The 14,986-nt window shown below is 66.9% G+C and carries 16 protein-coding genes; 10 read left to right on the forward strand and 6 right to left on the reverse strand.

What is annotated here, in order from left to right; translation table 11 throughout:
• Window positions 1-62: 62 nt before the first annotated feature.
• Window positions 63-671: a helix-turn-helix domain-containing protein gene (locus ACH438_RS26170; RefSeq protein ID WP_397009653.1), complete on the reverse strand. Its 609-nt coding sequence runs from the start codon at window positions 669-671 to the stop codon at window positions 63-65.
• A gap of 100 nt (window positions 672-771) precedes the next feature.
• On the opposite strand from ACH438_RS26170, the gene ACH438_RS26175 reads away from it, so the two are divergent.
• Entirely contained in the window at window positions 772-1,590 is an 819-nt protein-coding gene (locus ACH438_RS26175; RefSeq protein WP_397009655.1) for an MBL fold metallo-hydrolase, read from the forward strand.
• A gap of 6 nt (window positions 1,591-1,596) precedes the next feature.
• Here the strand turns inward: ACH438_RS26175 and dnaN are convergent, their stop codons facing one another.
• On the reverse strand, window positions 1,597-2,730 hold the full coding sequence (dnaN, locus tag ACH438_RS26180) for a DNA polymerase III subunit beta (RefSeq protein WP_397009657.1): 1,134 nt from the start codon (window positions 2,728-2,730) through the stop codon (window positions 1,597-1,599).
• Entirely contained in the window at window positions 2,730-3,098 is a 369-nt protein-coding gene (locus tag ACH438_RS26185) for a hypothetical protein (protein ID WP_397009659.1), read from the reverse strand. Before ACH438_RS26185 ends, dnaN begins: the two co-directional genes overlap by 1 nt.
• 284 nt (window positions 3,099-3,382) lie before the next feature.
• Between ACH438_RS26185 and ACH438_RS26190 the strand changes: the two genes are divergently transcribed.
• Together ACH438_RS26190 and ACH438_RS26195 are read left to right on the forward strand one after the other, a co-directional pair.
• Window positions 3,383-3,736, forward strand: a complete 354-nt coding sequence (locus ACH438_RS26190) for a hypothetical protein (protein ID WP_397009661.1) — start codon at window positions 3,383-3,385, stop codon at window positions 3,734-3,736.
• Window positions 3,667-4,320 (forward strand): AEC family transporter, encoded by a 654-nt coding sequence (locus tag ACH438_RS26195; RefSeq protein WP_397009992.1) that lies wholly within the window; start codon window positions 3,667-3,669, stop codon window positions 4,318-4,320. Before ACH438_RS26190 ends, ACH438_RS26195 begins: the two co-directional genes overlap by 70 nt.
• 278 nt (window positions 4,321-4,598) lie before the next feature.
• Here ACH438_RS26195 and ACH438_RS26200 read toward each other — a convergent pair whose 3' ends face one another.
• Entirely contained in the window at window positions 4,599-5,111 is a 513-nt protein-coding gene (locus ACH438_RS26200) for a hypothetical protein (RefSeq protein WP_397009663.1), read from the reverse strand.
• Window positions 5,108-6,610, reverse strand: coding sequence for an alkaline phosphatase (locus tag ACH438_RS26205; RefSeq protein WP_397009665.1), 1,503 nt, complete (start codon window positions 6,608-6,610; stop codon window positions 5,108-5,110). The genes ACH438_RS26200 and ACH438_RS26205 overlap by 4 nt, the downstream gene beginning before the upstream one ends.
• A gap of 260 nt (window positions 6,611-6,870) precedes the next feature.
• On the opposite strand from ACH438_RS26205, the gene ACH438_RS26210 reads away from it, so the two are divergent.
• From ACH438_RS26210 to ACH438_RS26240, 7 genes are all read left to right on the forward strand, one after another.
• On the forward strand, window positions 6,871-9,327 hold the full coding sequence (locus tag ACH438_RS26210) for a nitrate- and nitrite sensing domain-containing protein (RefSeq protein WP_397009667.1): 2,457 nt from the start codon (window positions 6,871-6,873) through the stop codon (window positions 9,325-9,327).
• Window positions 9,305-9,712 (forward strand): roadblock/LC7 domain-containing protein, encoded by a 408-nt coding sequence (locus ACH438_RS26215; RefSeq protein ID WP_397009669.1) that lies wholly within the window; start codon window positions 9,305-9,307, stop codon window positions 9,710-9,712. Before ACH438_RS26210 ends, ACH438_RS26215 begins: the two co-directional genes overlap by 23 nt.
• Before the next feature lie 8 nt (window positions 9,713-9,720).
• The gene (locus ACH438_RS26220; RefSeq protein ID WP_397009671.1) at window positions 9,721-10,305 is read left to right on the forward strand and encodes a GTP-binding protein; all 585 of its coding nucleotides are present in this window, start codon (window positions 9,721-9,723) and stop codon (window positions 10,303-10,305) included.
• Between the two features lie 101 nt (window positions 10,306-10,406).
• Window positions 10,407-12,962: a nitrate- and nitrite sensing domain-containing protein gene (locus ACH438_RS26225; protein ID WP_397009673.1), complete on the forward strand. Its 2,556-nt coding sequence runs from the start codon at window positions 10,407-10,409 to the stop codon at window positions 12,960-12,962.
• Window positions 12,940-13,365 carry a roadblock/LC7 domain-containing protein gene (locus ACH438_RS26230; RefSeq protein WP_397009675.1) on the forward strand — a complete coding sequence of 142 codons (426 nt, stop codon included), beginning with the start codon at window positions 12,940-12,942 and terminating at the stop codon, window positions 13,363-13,365. Before ACH438_RS26225 ends, ACH438_RS26230 begins: the two co-directional genes overlap by 23 nt.
• On the forward strand, window positions 13,365-13,742 hold the full coding sequence (locus ACH438_RS26235; protein WP_397009994.1) for a DUF742 domain-containing protein: 378 nt from the start codon (window positions 13,365-13,367) through the stop codon (window positions 13,740-13,742). The genes ACH438_RS26230 and ACH438_RS26235 overlap by 1 nt, the downstream gene beginning before the upstream one ends.
• Window positions 13,723-14,313: a GTP-binding protein gene (locus tag ACH438_RS26240; RefSeq protein WP_397009677.1), complete on the forward strand. Its 591-nt coding sequence runs from the start codon at window positions 13,723-13,725 to the stop codon at window positions 14,311-14,313. Before ACH438_RS26235 ends, ACH438_RS26240 begins: the two co-directional genes overlap by 20 nt.
• A gap of 70 nt (window positions 14,314-14,383) precedes the next feature.
• On the opposite strand, the gene ACH438_RS26245 is transcribed toward ACH438_RS26240, so the two are convergent.
• Complete coding sequence (locus tag ACH438_RS26245; RefSeq protein ID WP_397009679.1) at window positions 14,384-14,941, reverse strand: G1 family glutamic endopeptidase; 558 nt, start codon at window positions 14,939-14,941, stop codon at window positions 14,384-14,386.
• Between the last annotated feature and the right edge of the window lie 45 nt (window positions 14,942-14,986).

The raw sequence follows: 14,986 nt of genomic DNA on the forward strand, positions 1-14,986 counted from the left end.
AGATCACAATCGCCGAAACCCTAGCACGCCGCGGCGGCAATCTCGAAAAGCGCTGTGACCGGTCAGGTTCTGCGCGAGATGACCATGAGGTATTCGCACGGAGCGTCGGTCCGGTTGGCGAAACCGTGGTCCACGTCGGCCTGGTAAAACAGGGAGTCGCCGGCGTTCAGGGTTTCGTGGATACCGCCGATCGCGACGGTGAGGGTGCCCGCGAGCACCACGAGTTGTTTCTCCGTACCCGGCGGATACGCGGGCAGCAGACCGGTCGAAACCTGCGCGGGGAGATAGTGCATCACCATCTCGCCTGGTCCCGCGCCCGGCGCGGCCGACACGATGTGCCGTTCGAAACCGGTTTCCGGATCACGGAAAACAGGGCGTTCGTTCTTGCGCATGACGACGGCCACGCCCGAGGTGGCAGGGCCCGGCCCGCCGATCAGGTCCGAGAGCGAGGCGTCGAGTGCGTGGGCGATCCTGGACGCAATGCCGATCGTCGGGCTCTTCTCACCGCGTTCGACCTTGGAAAGCATTGCCCGGCTGACCGACGACTGCGTGGACAGCTGCTCGAGCGTCAGGCCCGCCTCCTCACGGCGTCGCCGCACATTGCCGCCGAACGCGCCGGCCAGGTCGTCACCGTGCGGTGGCTCGGCCGCGTTTCCGTCTTGCTCGACCACTGCGCTCCTCGATCGATGGGTGCCTTCGCGGCCCACAGTCTAACTTTCTTCTAAAGAAGAGCTAGTCTTCTATCGGAGACACGCGATATACGGAGGTTCCATGCGTTTGATCTCGAGTGGCCGGCACCATGCCACATTCGAATTCGGTGATCTGCGGGTGATCTCGTTGCGAGACGGGTACATCGACATGCCGCCGACCCGGCTACGCGACGAGCACGGGTGCCCGCTCGACGAACTACCGGCCGCGGTGCCACTGGTCGGCGACAACCTGCGACTGTCGGTCAACGCCTTCTTCATCACCGACGGCACGCGATCGCTGCTCATCGACACCGGCGCGTCCGACAACTGGCACGACCCCACCATGGGATTGATCTACGACGCCCTCGACGAAGCGGGAATCGACCGCACGCACATCACCGACGTGGCCATCACGCACAACCACGAAGACCACGTGAGCGGCCTGATCACACCGGACGGATCAGAGGCGTTCGCCAACCTCGAGCGCGTGTGGATCGGCGCGGGCGACACCTCGGTGTTCACGGGCCGGCTCGAGCCGATCCGCGACCGGGTCGTCCCCGTGTCGGAGCAAGTCGCGATCAACGACTGGACCACCGCGATCCCGACGCCGGGCCACACCCCCGGTCACACCGTCTACGACATCAGCAGCGGCACCGGCCATTTGCTCGTCTGGGGCGACACCGTGCACGTTCCCACCCTGCAATTCGATCAGCCGAACGTGTCCTGGGAGTTCGACGGCAACCAACCCCAGGCCCGCGCCTCGCGAGCAGCCCTCCTCGAACAACTGATCCACCCAAACCACTTCGTCGCCGGCGCCCACCTGGACTCACCGGGCGTCGCCCGCGTAACCCCGTCCGGCGCTGGTTATTCGCTGGAATACCTCGCACCAGCGATCGGATAATCGCGCCTAGCCTGGTGGGCGGACCGGCATCAGGACATAGATGAGGCCGTCGCGCCGCGGGGAATCGGAGCCACGGTCCGCGGCGCGGAGGACGGCGGCTCCGGTCGGCCCGTTCAGGGTGATCTCCACGGCCTTGCAGCGGGCGGCGGCAAGGCCGTCGAGCAAGTAGCGGGGGTTGAAAACGACTACCAAAGGCTCACCGTCGAATTCGCAGCCGACGGTCTCCTCGGCACTGCCCTCGTTATTGCCGCCGGCGGACAGGCGGACCGCTGTCGAGGCGAAGGTCAGTTGCACCTGTGTGCCTCTGGGCGAAAGCAAGGACACTCGTTTGATCGCGTCGGCCAATGCGGCGGAATCGATTCGCGCAGTTGCCGTGTGGGCGGTTTCGAGATACCGCTGATAGGGCGCATAAGGCAGGTCTAGCGTTCGCATCGTATGGCGTGTGCCGCCGCTCGACAGGCCGAAGATGGTTGCGCCTGGGCCACAGGCGAGTTCAAGTCTCGGGCCCGACAGCGTCTTACTTGTCTCGGCCAGCGCGCGGGCCGGGACAAGTACGCTGGTCGGCACCGATCTGTCCACCGGAGTGGCAGGCTCCCAGTCGAGTTCACGGATGGCGATGCGGAACCGGTCCGTACTCACCAGCCGCACGAACGACGGATGGAACTCGATATTCACTCCGGTCAGCATCGGCAACGTATCGTCGCGTCCCGCCGCAACCGCCACCTGAGCCACGGCCTCACGAAGGTCCTCGTGGTCGAGGACCCCTGCCGCCGGAGGCAATCCGGGCAGCTCGGGGTAATCGGAGACAGTCATGAGCGGCAGCGCGAATCGCGATTGGCCACAGACGATTTCGAGTCGCTCACCATCGTCGAACAGCTCGACGGGTTCGGCAGGCAGAGCCTTGGCGATTTCGGTGAGCAGGCGCCCCGACACCAGTGCGGCACCCGGCTCATGGACGACCGCGCCACCGATCGTGGCATGCGAGGAGACCTCGTAGTCGAATCCTGCGACAGACACCGAATCCGGCTCTGCCCGCAACAGAATGCCCGCAAGAACCGGCGTCGATGGCCGTCGAGGAACCGCGGGCCCGACCACCGATACCGCGTCGGCAAGGCAATTACGTTCCAGACGTAGCTTCATCAGGATTCTTCCTCGTCGAGAGTCCGGTATTCCAAACGGCGATGCAGCGCACTGGCCCGCGCATGCGCGGCCTGCTTCGATCGATGACCGAACGTCTCGGCGATCCAGCTCCAGCTGTTGCCGTGTTCGCTCGCGGCCCGCATCAGCCCCAACTCCAGCCGATCCAGCTCGGTGCGCGCGGCCGTCAGCAGCAGGACACAGCCGTAGACCACGTGATGCGGCAGTTCGACTTCCCCGTCGGCCAATCGATCCAGCACCTGCCGCACGATCGCGGCCGGGTCCTCTCCGGCTCCTTCGCGCGGTGAGGGCGAAGTGGACTCCAGCCACTGGGCCAGCCTGGCCGCATCGGACCATTCGGAATCGTGCATGCGGCGAGCGTACCCGACCGTCAAAATTTTTTTGACGCCCCGGTGGGCCGTTGCCGCACCTGCTTCGAGCCGCCCTGCGCGCCACCGAGATTCCCGGCAACATGCCAGTGCACTCGGCATGATCGTTGTTAGGATTCTTCTTGTGAAAGCCAATGCGTCGCTGAGCTTGGACAGCGCGGTGAGGTCTGGCATTACGTGCCCACTACTGCCGGACTGATCTCGCCCGATACCGTGTTCTCCGCCGACAGCTAGGCCGGGTCGGAGCGGTGCCCGGCCTCTTGTCGATGGTTGCCAAACTCGTCCCCGTCGCGTTCGTCTTCCTTGCGGGTGCGTTGTTTGCGCGCCGCGGGATCATCTCGTCGGAGACCTCGAAAGCGTTCAGCGAGTTCGCGTTCCGCTTCCTGATTCCCGCATTCCTGATGGAGAGCCTCTACATCGCAGACCTGCGCCGGGTGTTCAACCTGCCCGCACTCGGAGCGTATGCCGCGACCGCGGTCGTCTCGGCCGGCGTGATAGCAGCGGTCGCCCAGCTGCAGGGCATCACCGCCGAGAGACGGCCTTGCGAATCATGGCGGCCTGCCAGGTCAATACCGCCTATGTGGCAATCCCCGTCTTCGCCTTGCTGTTCGGTGACGTGACCCCGATCTTCCCGGTCATCCTGTTACAGGTCTGCGTGCTGACCACGATCGTCATCGCCATCATGGAATCCGCGCCTGACGACAGCAGTCCTGACAGTCCGCGACCCAGAGGCGCAGTGCCGCGCGCACTATGGGCGGCCTTGACGACCCCGCTGGTCCTGGCGTGCTGGATAGGGATCGCCGCGAACGCAGCGAAAATACCCGCACCCCACTGGATCCTGGACAGTCTGTCCATGGCCGGATCCGCGGCCTCCCCCGTGGCACTGTTCGCCCTCGGCCTGCACCTGGGCGGCGCCGGCCTCCGACTGCACGGCGCCACCAGCGACGAATACTGGCTCATCGCCTTCAAATGCCTGGCCTTCCCCCTGCTGGCTTTCACCATCGCGCACTGGGGATTCCACCTGACCGGCCCCTGGCTCGCCTACACGGTGATCCGCGCCGCGATGCCCAGCCCCCAGAACCTCTTCATCTTCGCCCAGACCTACGACACCGAAGCCGATCTCGCCGCCTCGGCCGTCGTAAAATCCACGATCGCCGCCCTGATCCTGCTGCCGCTGTGGGCAATTCTCATTCCCCGCGTTTAGCGGGGATGACAATCCACCGGCCCGCTCACCACGCCGCAGGCAAGGTGTTGCAGTAAGGGGCATGGACATTCCGACCAGGCGGATTAGCGTGGAATGCATCGGACTGTGCGCCTGAACACGGGACGATGGGCGAGGGATTGAAAGGGTTGAGATAGGGAAAGAAGGCACGACATGTTCGGCTGGTTCATGTGGCCGTGGTCAGGCTGGGGATGGCACCCGGGCTGGGGCTGGCATCGTCATTGGGGCGGTTGGAGTTCCTGGTAGAGCTTTCACAGCCGCTACTCGTTCACCAGTACTGGAATCGACAGGACCGCGGCCGATACGGTCGCGGTCGCCGGGGGTGCGGTGATTTCGAAATCGAGGCCGTCGTCGTGCGGGGTGTGGGGGCCGGCGGCGGCGTGGCCCTCGTCGGAGTGCTGGAAGATGGCTGTGCCCAGCAGGTTTCCGGTGCTGTCGTAGAACGCGGCGTGCACTTCCAGCGCCAGAATCTCACTCACTTCGGTGGTTACCGCGAGTTTGCCGCGCACTGTCGGGCCGTCGAGACGGGTGGCGGTGACCGCTACCCGATCGGTGAAAGGTCCTGGGGCCAGGCGTATCTCCCCTGGCCCCGCTGCCACGCTGGCAGCGGGAGCGGCGACCGGTGCGGGCGAGGGCGCCGCGGTGGAGTTCACGGTCGGTGTGGCGATCGTGGCCGGCGAGGGGGCGCAGGCCGTCACCGCGGCCGTCACCAGGACGGCCGCGATCACGAGTGGGGCGGAAACAGCTGCTCGCGCAGCTGCTGTGCGTTTCACGGCAGCAGCGCCTTGTGCATCTTGGTGTACAGGGAGGTGTTCTCCTGGCTGGTCGCGAACACGTCCGCGCCGGGGCCGTAGGCGTAGATCTGTACATCGGCGCCGGTGTGGTTGCCGGACAGGTAGGTCAGCCACAGGCTCGCCTCGGGTGAGCCGTCCTTGACGTCGGCCGGATCGTCCGGCGTCCGGAAGGTGGCCGGGGCGAAGTTGCGGGGGTCATTGGCGCCCGCGCCATTGACGAATCCGCCGGAGCGAACCGGATCCTTCACATTGTCCTTGGCATCGCGCGCCGGCTTGCTGTTGTTGGCGGAGTTGCCGGAGTCCGCATTGGCCGGGGGCGCAACGGCTTCGGCGTTGGTGAAGGTGCCCTTCTCGATGATGTTGAAGCCCGCGCACTCGTGGTCGGCGGTCACGACGACCATGGTGTGGCCGTCCTTCTTGGCGAAGTCCATGGCCGCGGCGATGGCGTCGTCGAAGGCCTTGACCTCGTCGAGCGTCTGCGCGGCGTCATTGGCGTGCGAGCGCTTGTCGATCTGCGCGCCCTCGACCTGCAGCAGGAAGCCCTTGCTGTCCTTGCGACTCGACAGCAGATCGATGGCCTTGGTGGTCATGTCGGCCAGCGTCGGTTCCTGCTTCTGCGGCGCGGTGTCCGGCAGCGCGTTGCGCGCGTTCGTGACCGTCAGATTCCCGCGATTGAACAGCCCGACCACCTTCTGCCCGCCGACGGACTTCAGATCCGCGGCGGTGGCGACCTTCTGGCTGTCGGCCGTCTGCGCCTTCAATGCCGGATCACCCATGCTGCCCAGCACCTGGTACCCGTTGTCCTGCAGCGCCTTCTGGTCATCGGGCTCGAACCGCGCAAGTCCCCCGCCGAAGATCACATCGGCGGTGTTGTTGCGCGCGATCTGCTCGGCGATCGGGGTGATGAGCGTCTTGTCCGCGGGCGCCGCCTCGTAGCCGCCGTCGGATTTCTTCGGCAGGCAGGAGGATTCGCTGTAGACCGGCCCCTGGCAGCCGCGCAGCAGGGTGTGGCTGAACATGGCGGCCGGGGTGGCGTCGGTGATCTCGGCGGTGCTGACATTGCCGGTCGCGAAGCCGGCGGCCTTGGCCTGTTCCATGAGGGTCGGCACGGATTTGCCGTAGGCGTCCACGCCGATGGCGGCGTTGTAGGTCTTGACGCCGGAGGCCCACGCGGTGGCCGCGGAGGCGGAGTCGGTGACCAGGGATGGCTTGGCGCTGTTGGGTTCCACCGCGTAGGTGGCGACGGCGCCGAGGTAGGGCAGCTGTTCCATGGCCAGGCGCCCGTTGGCGCCGGCGAAGCGCTGCCGGGCGGCGGTGACGTGAGTGCGGCCCATGCCGTCGCCGAGCAGATAGATGATGTTGCGCACTTCGTTGTCGGCCTTGGTGTCCGATCCGCATCCCGCGATCAGGGTCGCGCCCACGACTGTGGCCGTGGTGGTCGCGACCGCGCCGAACCAGGCGCGTTTCCTGTGCTGCACTTCGTCTCCTCCGTCATCGCGGCGCGGAACTGCGCGCGCGGCCCGCTGTACCGGGCGCGGCCGAAGTTAGTGCTGGATATTTGCCCACTTACGACTCCCAGCTGTCTCACAGCTTTCTCGCAGGTGAACTATTTCCATTCGGAACGATCGAGGAAGTGGCTATCAACGGCATACGGCAGCAGCAGCCGCAATGTCAAATGCCTTCCCGCACAGAAGGACTCACACTGATTTCCGGGACGGAAGGCGGCAACATTGCCGCAATGCGTTTACCGAAGCTAGGCGTCCGCACCCGGATTCTGGCAATCGCGCTCGTGCCGAGTGTGGCGCTGGTGGTCATCGGCGTGGGTGCGGCGGGCACCCTGGTGAACCATTCCCATCATGCACGAACCTGGGCCGACGAGCTGGAGACCGCCATCGGCCCGACCCGTGAACTGGTACAAGCCGTTCAGGTGGAACGGCAGCTGACGCTCTGGCGCATCGCCGGCGCCGACTCCGACGTCCAGCAACTGGTCGCCGCCCGCCAGCGGCTGGACCAGGCGCTCGAGCACCTGGCGCCCGCACAGTCACGGCTGCAGCAGATGGGCCCGAAAGCCATGGGCGACAGCACCGATGCCTTCGCCGCACTCGCCGAGCAGCTGGTCGGCATCCGCTCCGCCGTGGACGCGGGCACCCTCGCCTTCGGCGACGCCTACGCCTTCTACAACCGCATGCCCGACCTGGTGCTCGCGGGCGTGCACATCGCCGAGCACAGCGCCCCCGATGCCGCCACCACCACCGAACTCGCCGAATCAGCCGAAGTCCTGCAATGCCTGGAGGCCGTGAGCCGCGCCTACGCACTCGGCGCCGCACTCACCGACGGCAACGGCCTGCCGCCCGAACTGGATTCGGACTACCTGCAGGCGACCGGCTACTACCGCACCCGCATCCAGGCCATCCTCGTCGATCAGGACACCGAGGGCGCCGCCGTCGTGAAAAAGCTCCTGGCAAGCCCGGATTGGCAGCAACTGGGCGCCATGGAGGCCGCGCTCTCCCAGCACGCACTCCCCCGCACCCTCGGCACCACGCCCGTCCAGTTCCAGTCGCTGCCACTGTCGACGGCGGACTGGCAGCGGGTGGCGGCGGCGGTCGACCAGGCCCTGGCCGATCTGTGGCAGAGCGAGAACGTGCAGGTGCAGCACCTGGCCAGCGACGCCGCGGCCGACACCACACGCAAATCCGTGCTGGCCGGCGCCGGCATCGTGGCGGTCGCCCTGATCGCCATCCTGGTCGCGCTGGTGCTGGCGAATCGAATCATCCGCCGGCTCAAGCGATTGCGTGACCGCACCTTCGCCCTCGCCGACACCGAACTGCCCGAGACCATGCGCCGGCTGGCGACCGGCACCGCCGCCGACGTGCAGGCCGACACTCCCCCGCTCGACTTCGGCCACGATGAAATCGGCCAGGTCGCAGCCGCATTCGGCCACGCCCACGGCTCGGCCGTCGCCGCGGCTGTCACCGAGGCCCGCACCCGCGAGGGCGTGAAAGCGGTCTTCGTCAATATCGCCCACCGCAGCCAGGTCGTGGTGCACCGCCAGCTGGAGATCCTGGACGAGGCCGAGTCCAAACAGGAGGATCCGGCGCTCCTCGAGATCTTCTTCCTGCTCGACCATCTCGCCACCCGCGAGCGCCGCAATGCCGAGAACCTGGTCATTCTCGCAGGCGGGCGCCCCGGCCGGCAGTGGCGGAACCCGGTGCCGCTCATGGATCTGGTGCGCGGCGCGGTCGGCGAGACCCTCGAATACACCCGGGTCCGCACCGCCCGGCTGCCGCAGGCCTTCATCGCGGGCGTGGCGGTCGGCGACCTCATCCACCTGCTGGCCGAACTCATCGACAATGCCGCGTCGTTCTCGCCGCCGCAGTCACGGGTGGAGATCTCCGGTTCGACGGTCGGCCGCGGTGTCGCCGTAGAGATCAGCGACCAGGGCATGGGCATCCCCGACGCCGAGCTGCACCGCCTCAACGAGCTGCTCGGCGCGCCAACGGATTTCGGCCTGACCAGCCTGTCCGCCGATTCCCGCCTCGGCCTGTTCGTGGTCTCGCAGCTGGCCGCGCGCCACGGCATCTCCGTGCGCCTCACCGACTCCGACTACGGCGGCATCCGCGCCATCGTACTGGTCCCGGCCACGGTGATCGCCGGGGAGATCTCCGCCGGCGACCCGGTTGCCCCGCGATCGCTGCGCCCGCGCCGAGCGGAGTACCTGCATCCGCCCGAAGCGCTTCTCGCACCGGACACCACGAGCACGGCGCTGCCCCGGCCATTGCGCCCGGACACCCGCGCCGACGCCGAACCCACGCCCGCCCCCATCCAGCGGACGGCACATCGCCCGGTCGTCGCGGACATGTCCGCGCGCCGCACCGACCCGCCCGCCAACGGACGCGCGGTGCCGTCACAACCCGCAGGTCGGCCCCCGCTACCCCGCCGCCGACGGCAGGCCAGCCTCGCACCGGAACTTGCGCAGGACTTGCTAGTTGATCCGGTTCCGGCTGATGATCATGATCCGGCCGTTGCACGCAGTAGCGCGCCGCAGCCCCTCGAACGCAGCCCCGAACAGGCACGAGACCTGTTCTCCGCCATCGAGAACGGCACCCGCCAGGGTCGCCGCGCCGAGCCCGGCGCACTCGATCGACCCATATCGAACCGACAGGAAGACGACGGTGAGCACCTCCCACGCTGGTGAACTCGACTGGCTCCTCGACGATCTCGTCGACAAACTGGCGGGCGTCCGCCACGCGGTGGTGCACTCCACCGATGGCCTGCTGCTCGGCCGCTCCTCGAAATTCAGCCGCGAGGACGCGGAGCACTTCTGCGCCATGTCCTCGACCCTGTACGGCCTGTCCCGCAGTGCGGGACACCGTTTCGACGGCGGCGCGGTCCGCCAGGCGGTCATTGAACTAGACCGAGCGGTCCTTTTTGTGACGGCCGCGGGCGCGAACGCCTGCCTGGCCCTGCAGACCGGCGCCGACGCCAACCTGGGCATGGTCGCCTACGAGATGAACATGACCGTGCAGCGCGTCGGCACCTTCCTGTCCACCTCCCCGCGCCGCCCCGGCGATTTCGGCTGAGCCGCGGCATGTTCGGTAACGCGACCCAGCCGGTGGCACCGCAGCCACTGGCGCAATCGGTCAAGATCCTCATCGCGGGCGGCTTCGGCGTCGGCAAGACCACCATGGTCGGCGCCATCAGCGAGATCGCCCCGCTGCGCACCGAGGAAGTCATCACCGAGAACTCCAGCGGGATCGACGATCTCACCGGCATCGAAGGCAAGACGACCACCACGGTCGCCCTCGATTTCGGCCGGATCAGCATCGATCCGGGACTGGTCCTCTACCTGTTCGGCACACCCGGGCAGGACCGCTTCTGGTTCCTGTGGGACGAGCTCTCACGCGGCGCGCTCGGCGCGGTCATTCTCGCCGATACCCGCCGCCTCGACGCCTCCTTCGCGGCCATCGATTTCTTCGAACGCCGCGGCATCGGATTCAGCATCGGCGTCAACTGTTTCGAGGGCGCGCCCGTCTACACACCGGGCGAAGTTCGCGACGCGCTCGATCTCGACGAGCATGTCCCAATCATGACGTGTGACGCACGAGATCGCCGCTCCTGCAAAGAGGTTCTGCTGACGCTAGTCGAATATCTGCTGGCCAGAGCGGGCGGGTGACTACCATCATTACGCAACACGCATAACTGAATCCGTCAAATCCGGGACCGCCCAATGGGATACGTTCGGCAAATTGGATGTGAACCCGTTACATTGTGCCGATGTTCAGAGCGAGGCTCGGGGTCCGGACCCGTGTTCTTGCCATCGCACTCGTCCCGAGCCTCGCATTGCTCGTGATCGGTGTGGGTGGCGCGGGATACCTGGTGGTGGAGGGCACACACGCACGAGATTGGGCGAATGCGCTCACCGCCGCCACACCGCTCTCCAAGGAGTTGGTGAGTGCGACCCAGCAGGAACGCCAGCTCACCATGGACCAGCTGGCCGGGGACGACCCGAACCCGAAGGGCCTGGCGCAGGCCCGTTTGCGCCTCGATGCCGCCCTGCGCGGCATGGCGTCGACCACCCAGTCGATGAACGATCTGGGCCCGCAGGCCGTCACCGGTGACGTCGGCGGCTTCCTCACCCTGAGCAAGTCGCTGGCCGCGGTGCGCACCCAGGTCGACGGCAACGCCCTGCCCATCTCGGACGCCTACAACTTCTACGGTCACCTGCTCGACCTGATCTCCGTCGGCACCCGCGCCGTGGAGACCACCGCGCCCAACCCCGACATCGCCATGCAGACCGCGGACACGCTGCTGCTGGTGTCCGCCTCCGAAATGCTCTCGCGCGCCGCGGCTCTGGCCGAGGTGCTGATCAACGGCGGCACCCTGCCGCCCGACCTGGCGATCGAGTTCACCCGCGTGATCGGCGCCTACCGCGTCAACATGGGCAATATGGCCGGCGCCGACAGCGGCGACGCCGCGGCGCAGGCGCTGGTCAAGAACGCGGACTGGCTGAAGCTGATCGGCATGGAGAACACGCTGATGGCTCGCGCGCTGGACCCGATCACCCAGGCGCCGCCCAAGGCCGGGACCACGGCAGCCGTTGCGCCACTGACCTTCACGCCGCAGGAGTGGACCGACACGGTCAACAAGGTCAACGAGGCGCTGCTGGACCTGTGGGACAAGAAGAGCAAGGACTCGCTGGCCACCGCCCGTGACGTGGCCGACGAGAACGCCCGCAACTCCGCGCTCGCCGGCGGCGGCATGCTGGTCGTCGCCATCGGCGCCTTCCTCGTCTCGCTGGTGCTGGCCAACCGGATCATCCGCCGCCTCAAGCGCCTCCGTGACCAGACCCTCGTCCTCGCCGACGAGCGCCTGCCCGAGATGATGGTGAAGCTGCGCGAGGGCCAGCCGGTCGACCCCGAGACCGAGGCCGCCGTGCTCGACTTCGGCACCGACGAAATCGGCCAGGTGGCAAAGGCGTTCACGCACGCCCACGCCGCCGCCGTGACCGCTGCCATCACCGAGGCCCGCACCCGGGAAGGTGTGAAGGCGGTCTTCCTCAATATCGCCCACCGCAGCCAGGTCGTGGTGCACCGCCAGCTCGAGGTGCTCGATGAGGCCGAGTCCAAGCAGGAGGATCCGGCCCTGCTGGAGATCTTCTTCCGCCTGGACCACCTCGCCACCCGCGAACGCCGCAATGCCGAGAACCTCATCATTCTCGCGGGTGGTCAGCCGGGCCGGCAGTGGCGCAATCCCGTGCAGTTGGTCGAGGTCGTGCGCTCGGGTGTCGGTGAGGCACTGGACTACACGCGCGTCAAGATCGCCCGGCTACCCGAGATGGCCGTCGCCGGCAGCGCCGTCGCCGACCTCGTGCACCTCGTGGCCGAACTCGTCGACAACGCCGCCCACTTCTCGCCGCCGCAGTCGCAGGTCGAGGTGCGCGGCAATGTGGTCGGCAAGGGCGTCGCCATCGAGATCATCGACCAGGGCATGGGTATGCCCGAGGCCGAACTCGCCCGCATCAACGACATGCTGCGCAACCCACCGGACTTCGGCGTCAGCACGCTGTCCGAGGACTCCCGCCTGGGCATGTTCGTGGTCGCGCAGCTGGCCGTGCGGAACGGTATCTCGGTGCGGCTCGCCGAATCCGATTACGGCGGCGTGCGCGCCATCGTCCTGGTGCCCTCGGGCCTCATGGTCCCCGCGGGCCGCACCGGCGAAATGCCGATGGTGACAAGGCAACTGGACCGGATGCCGGAGCTGGAGCCGAGCCCCGCACTGCCGGAGCTGCAAGCCCCACTGCCCACCTATATTCCACCGACCTCCAGGTTCGACACCTCGACCGGGATAGCCGCCGTGAACCATTACGAACCTCCGGCCGAACAGCTGCCGCCGTCGTTCCAGTCGCAGCCCCTGCTGCCCTCGTTCCAGTCCCAGCCGTTGCCGCCGTACGAGCCGCCGACCGAACCGCGCCACTCGCGTCCGGAGCCGATCTTCCCGCCTCGCATCGAGGACCCGGCGCCGTCGGCCTCGGAAAACGGTTTCCGGCCGCGCGAATTCGGGCGAGCCCATTACACTGGCTCCGACGCCCGGCCCGCGCTACCGCGTAGGCGCCGGCAGGCAAGTCTCGCACCGGAATTGGCGCAGGACCAGACGGTCACCGAATCGTCCGACCAGCCCAGCCGCTCGGCCGAGCAGGCCCGAGACCTTTTCTCCGCCATCGAAAACGGAACCAGGCAGGGCCGCCGAGCCGAGCCCGGTGCGTTCGCGCCTGAGTCACAGGCATTCTCGGACAGACAGGAAGGCGACGGTGACCACCTCAAACGCTGGTGATCTCAACTGGCTACTCGACGATCTTGTCGATCGGCTCGCGGGTGTTCGTCATGCGGTGGTGCACTCCACCGATGGACTGCTGCTGGGTCGTTCCTCGGGCATGAGCAGGGAGGACGCCGAGCACTTCGGCGCCATGTCCTCCACGCTCTACGGGTTGGCCCGCAGTGCGGGCAGCCGTTTCGACGGCGGCGGCGTCCGCCAGGCGGTCATCGAACTCGAACGCGCGGTGCTCTTCGTGACCGCCGCCGGCAGTCACGCCTGCCTCGCCCTGCAGGCCAATGAACAGGCCAATCTCGGCATGGTCGCCTACGAGATGAACCTGACCGTGCAACGTGTCGGCACCTACCTGTCCACCACCCCGCGCCATCACCTGGCCGGACAGGTCAACCCCCGATTGTCATGATGCCGCGGCCGGGGGAACAGCAGTGGTTCGACGATGCCGCAGGCCCGCTCGTGCGTCCCTACGCACGGACCGGCGGCCGGACCATGGGAGCGGGACACGATCTGGACATGCTCACAGTGGTGGTGGTGCCGAACATGGCCCCACCGCTGCGACGTGTCGAACCGGAGTACTCCGACATCGTTCGGTTGTGCCGGTTGCCACTGTCGGTGGCGGAGGTTTCGGCCGCCATGCGACTGCCATTGGCCGTCACGAAAATCCTTGTCGGCGACCTGATCTCCGACAATATCCTCAAGTTCCGGGCACCGGCCTCGCCCGAGGCGGCGCCCAGTGACCTCAACATTTTGCGAGCGGTACTCGATGGCATCCGAAAACTTTGATACCCAGCACATGGCCGCCTCGGTGAAGATTCTCATCGCGGGCGGCTTCGGTGTGGGCAAGACGACCATGGTGTCGGCGATCAGTGAAATCACTCCGCTGCGCACCGAAGAACTCATCACCGAACTCTCCGCGGGCGTGGACGATCTGCGCGGCGTGGAAGGCAAGACCACCACCACGGTCGCCCTCGACTTCGGGCGCATCACCATCGACCGCAACCTGGTCCTCTACCTGTTCGGCACCCCCGGACAGGACCGATTCTGGTTCCTCTGGGACGAATTGGCGCGCGGCGCACTGGGCGCGGTCGTGCTGGCCGATACCCGCCGGCTCGACGGCTCGTTCGCGGCCATCGACTTCTTCGAACGCCGCAATGTCGCCTTCACCGTGGCGGTCAACTGCTTCGAAGGCGCACCCCTCTACACCCCGGCCGAAGTGCGTGACGCACTCGACCTGGACGAGCGCATTCCGGTCCTGCTCTGCGACGCGCGAGATCGCGGATCATCCAAGAACGTGCTCATGACCCTGGTCGAATACCTCATCGAACGCGCCGCAGGCGCGGCTGCAGTGGGCTGATCACCTACTCCCCCAGCCGAATTCGGGCCCGTTCCCCACAAGGGAACGGGCCCGAATCGTGTGTGGCCTGTTACGGCGAGGGTACGGTGAACGACTTGTCGTTCAGGGCGCCGGGCGCGATGTCCGGGCCGTCGATATTGAACGTGTGAGTCTCGTAGGCCCCGAACGGCTTTCCGTCGGCAGTCACATCGGTGAAGGTCACCGGGCTGTACCCCGGCACATTGTGCGGAATCGACTCGAGAACGGTCAGCGCACCGGTCGGAACCACCGAACTGTGGAACGTCGCACCGTACTTCCACCCCTTCGTGGTGTTCGCGACCACCAGCCGGTACGACGAACTGCCATCCCAGGTCACGGTCGCCTCGATCGCATCACCGGGATCGGTGGCCGGTGTCTCCCACATGGTCCCCGGGACATCCGCATCCAGATCCGGTTCCCCCGCCTGATTATCGAAGGACGGCGTCTCGAAGAACCCCATCGGATGCGCCACCCCATCCTCGCAGGTGGTGACGGTGCCGGTTTGTATGAGCGTCCGATCCGAGGGCCCATTCATGCCCACCATCCCGATCCAGGTCGCGACGTGCGGCACGAACGTAGTCCCGATCACCCCGTCCGGCTGCGCCGCCATCCCCGGAATCTTCAAGATCGACGACCCGGTCTGAACGGTGTTCGA

Source organism: Nocardia sp. NPDC020380 (assembly GCF_044386975.1).
In the GTDB taxonomy this organism is placed as follows: domain Bacteria; phylum Actinomycetota; class Actinomycetes; order Mycobacteriales; family Mycobacteriaceae; genus Nocardia.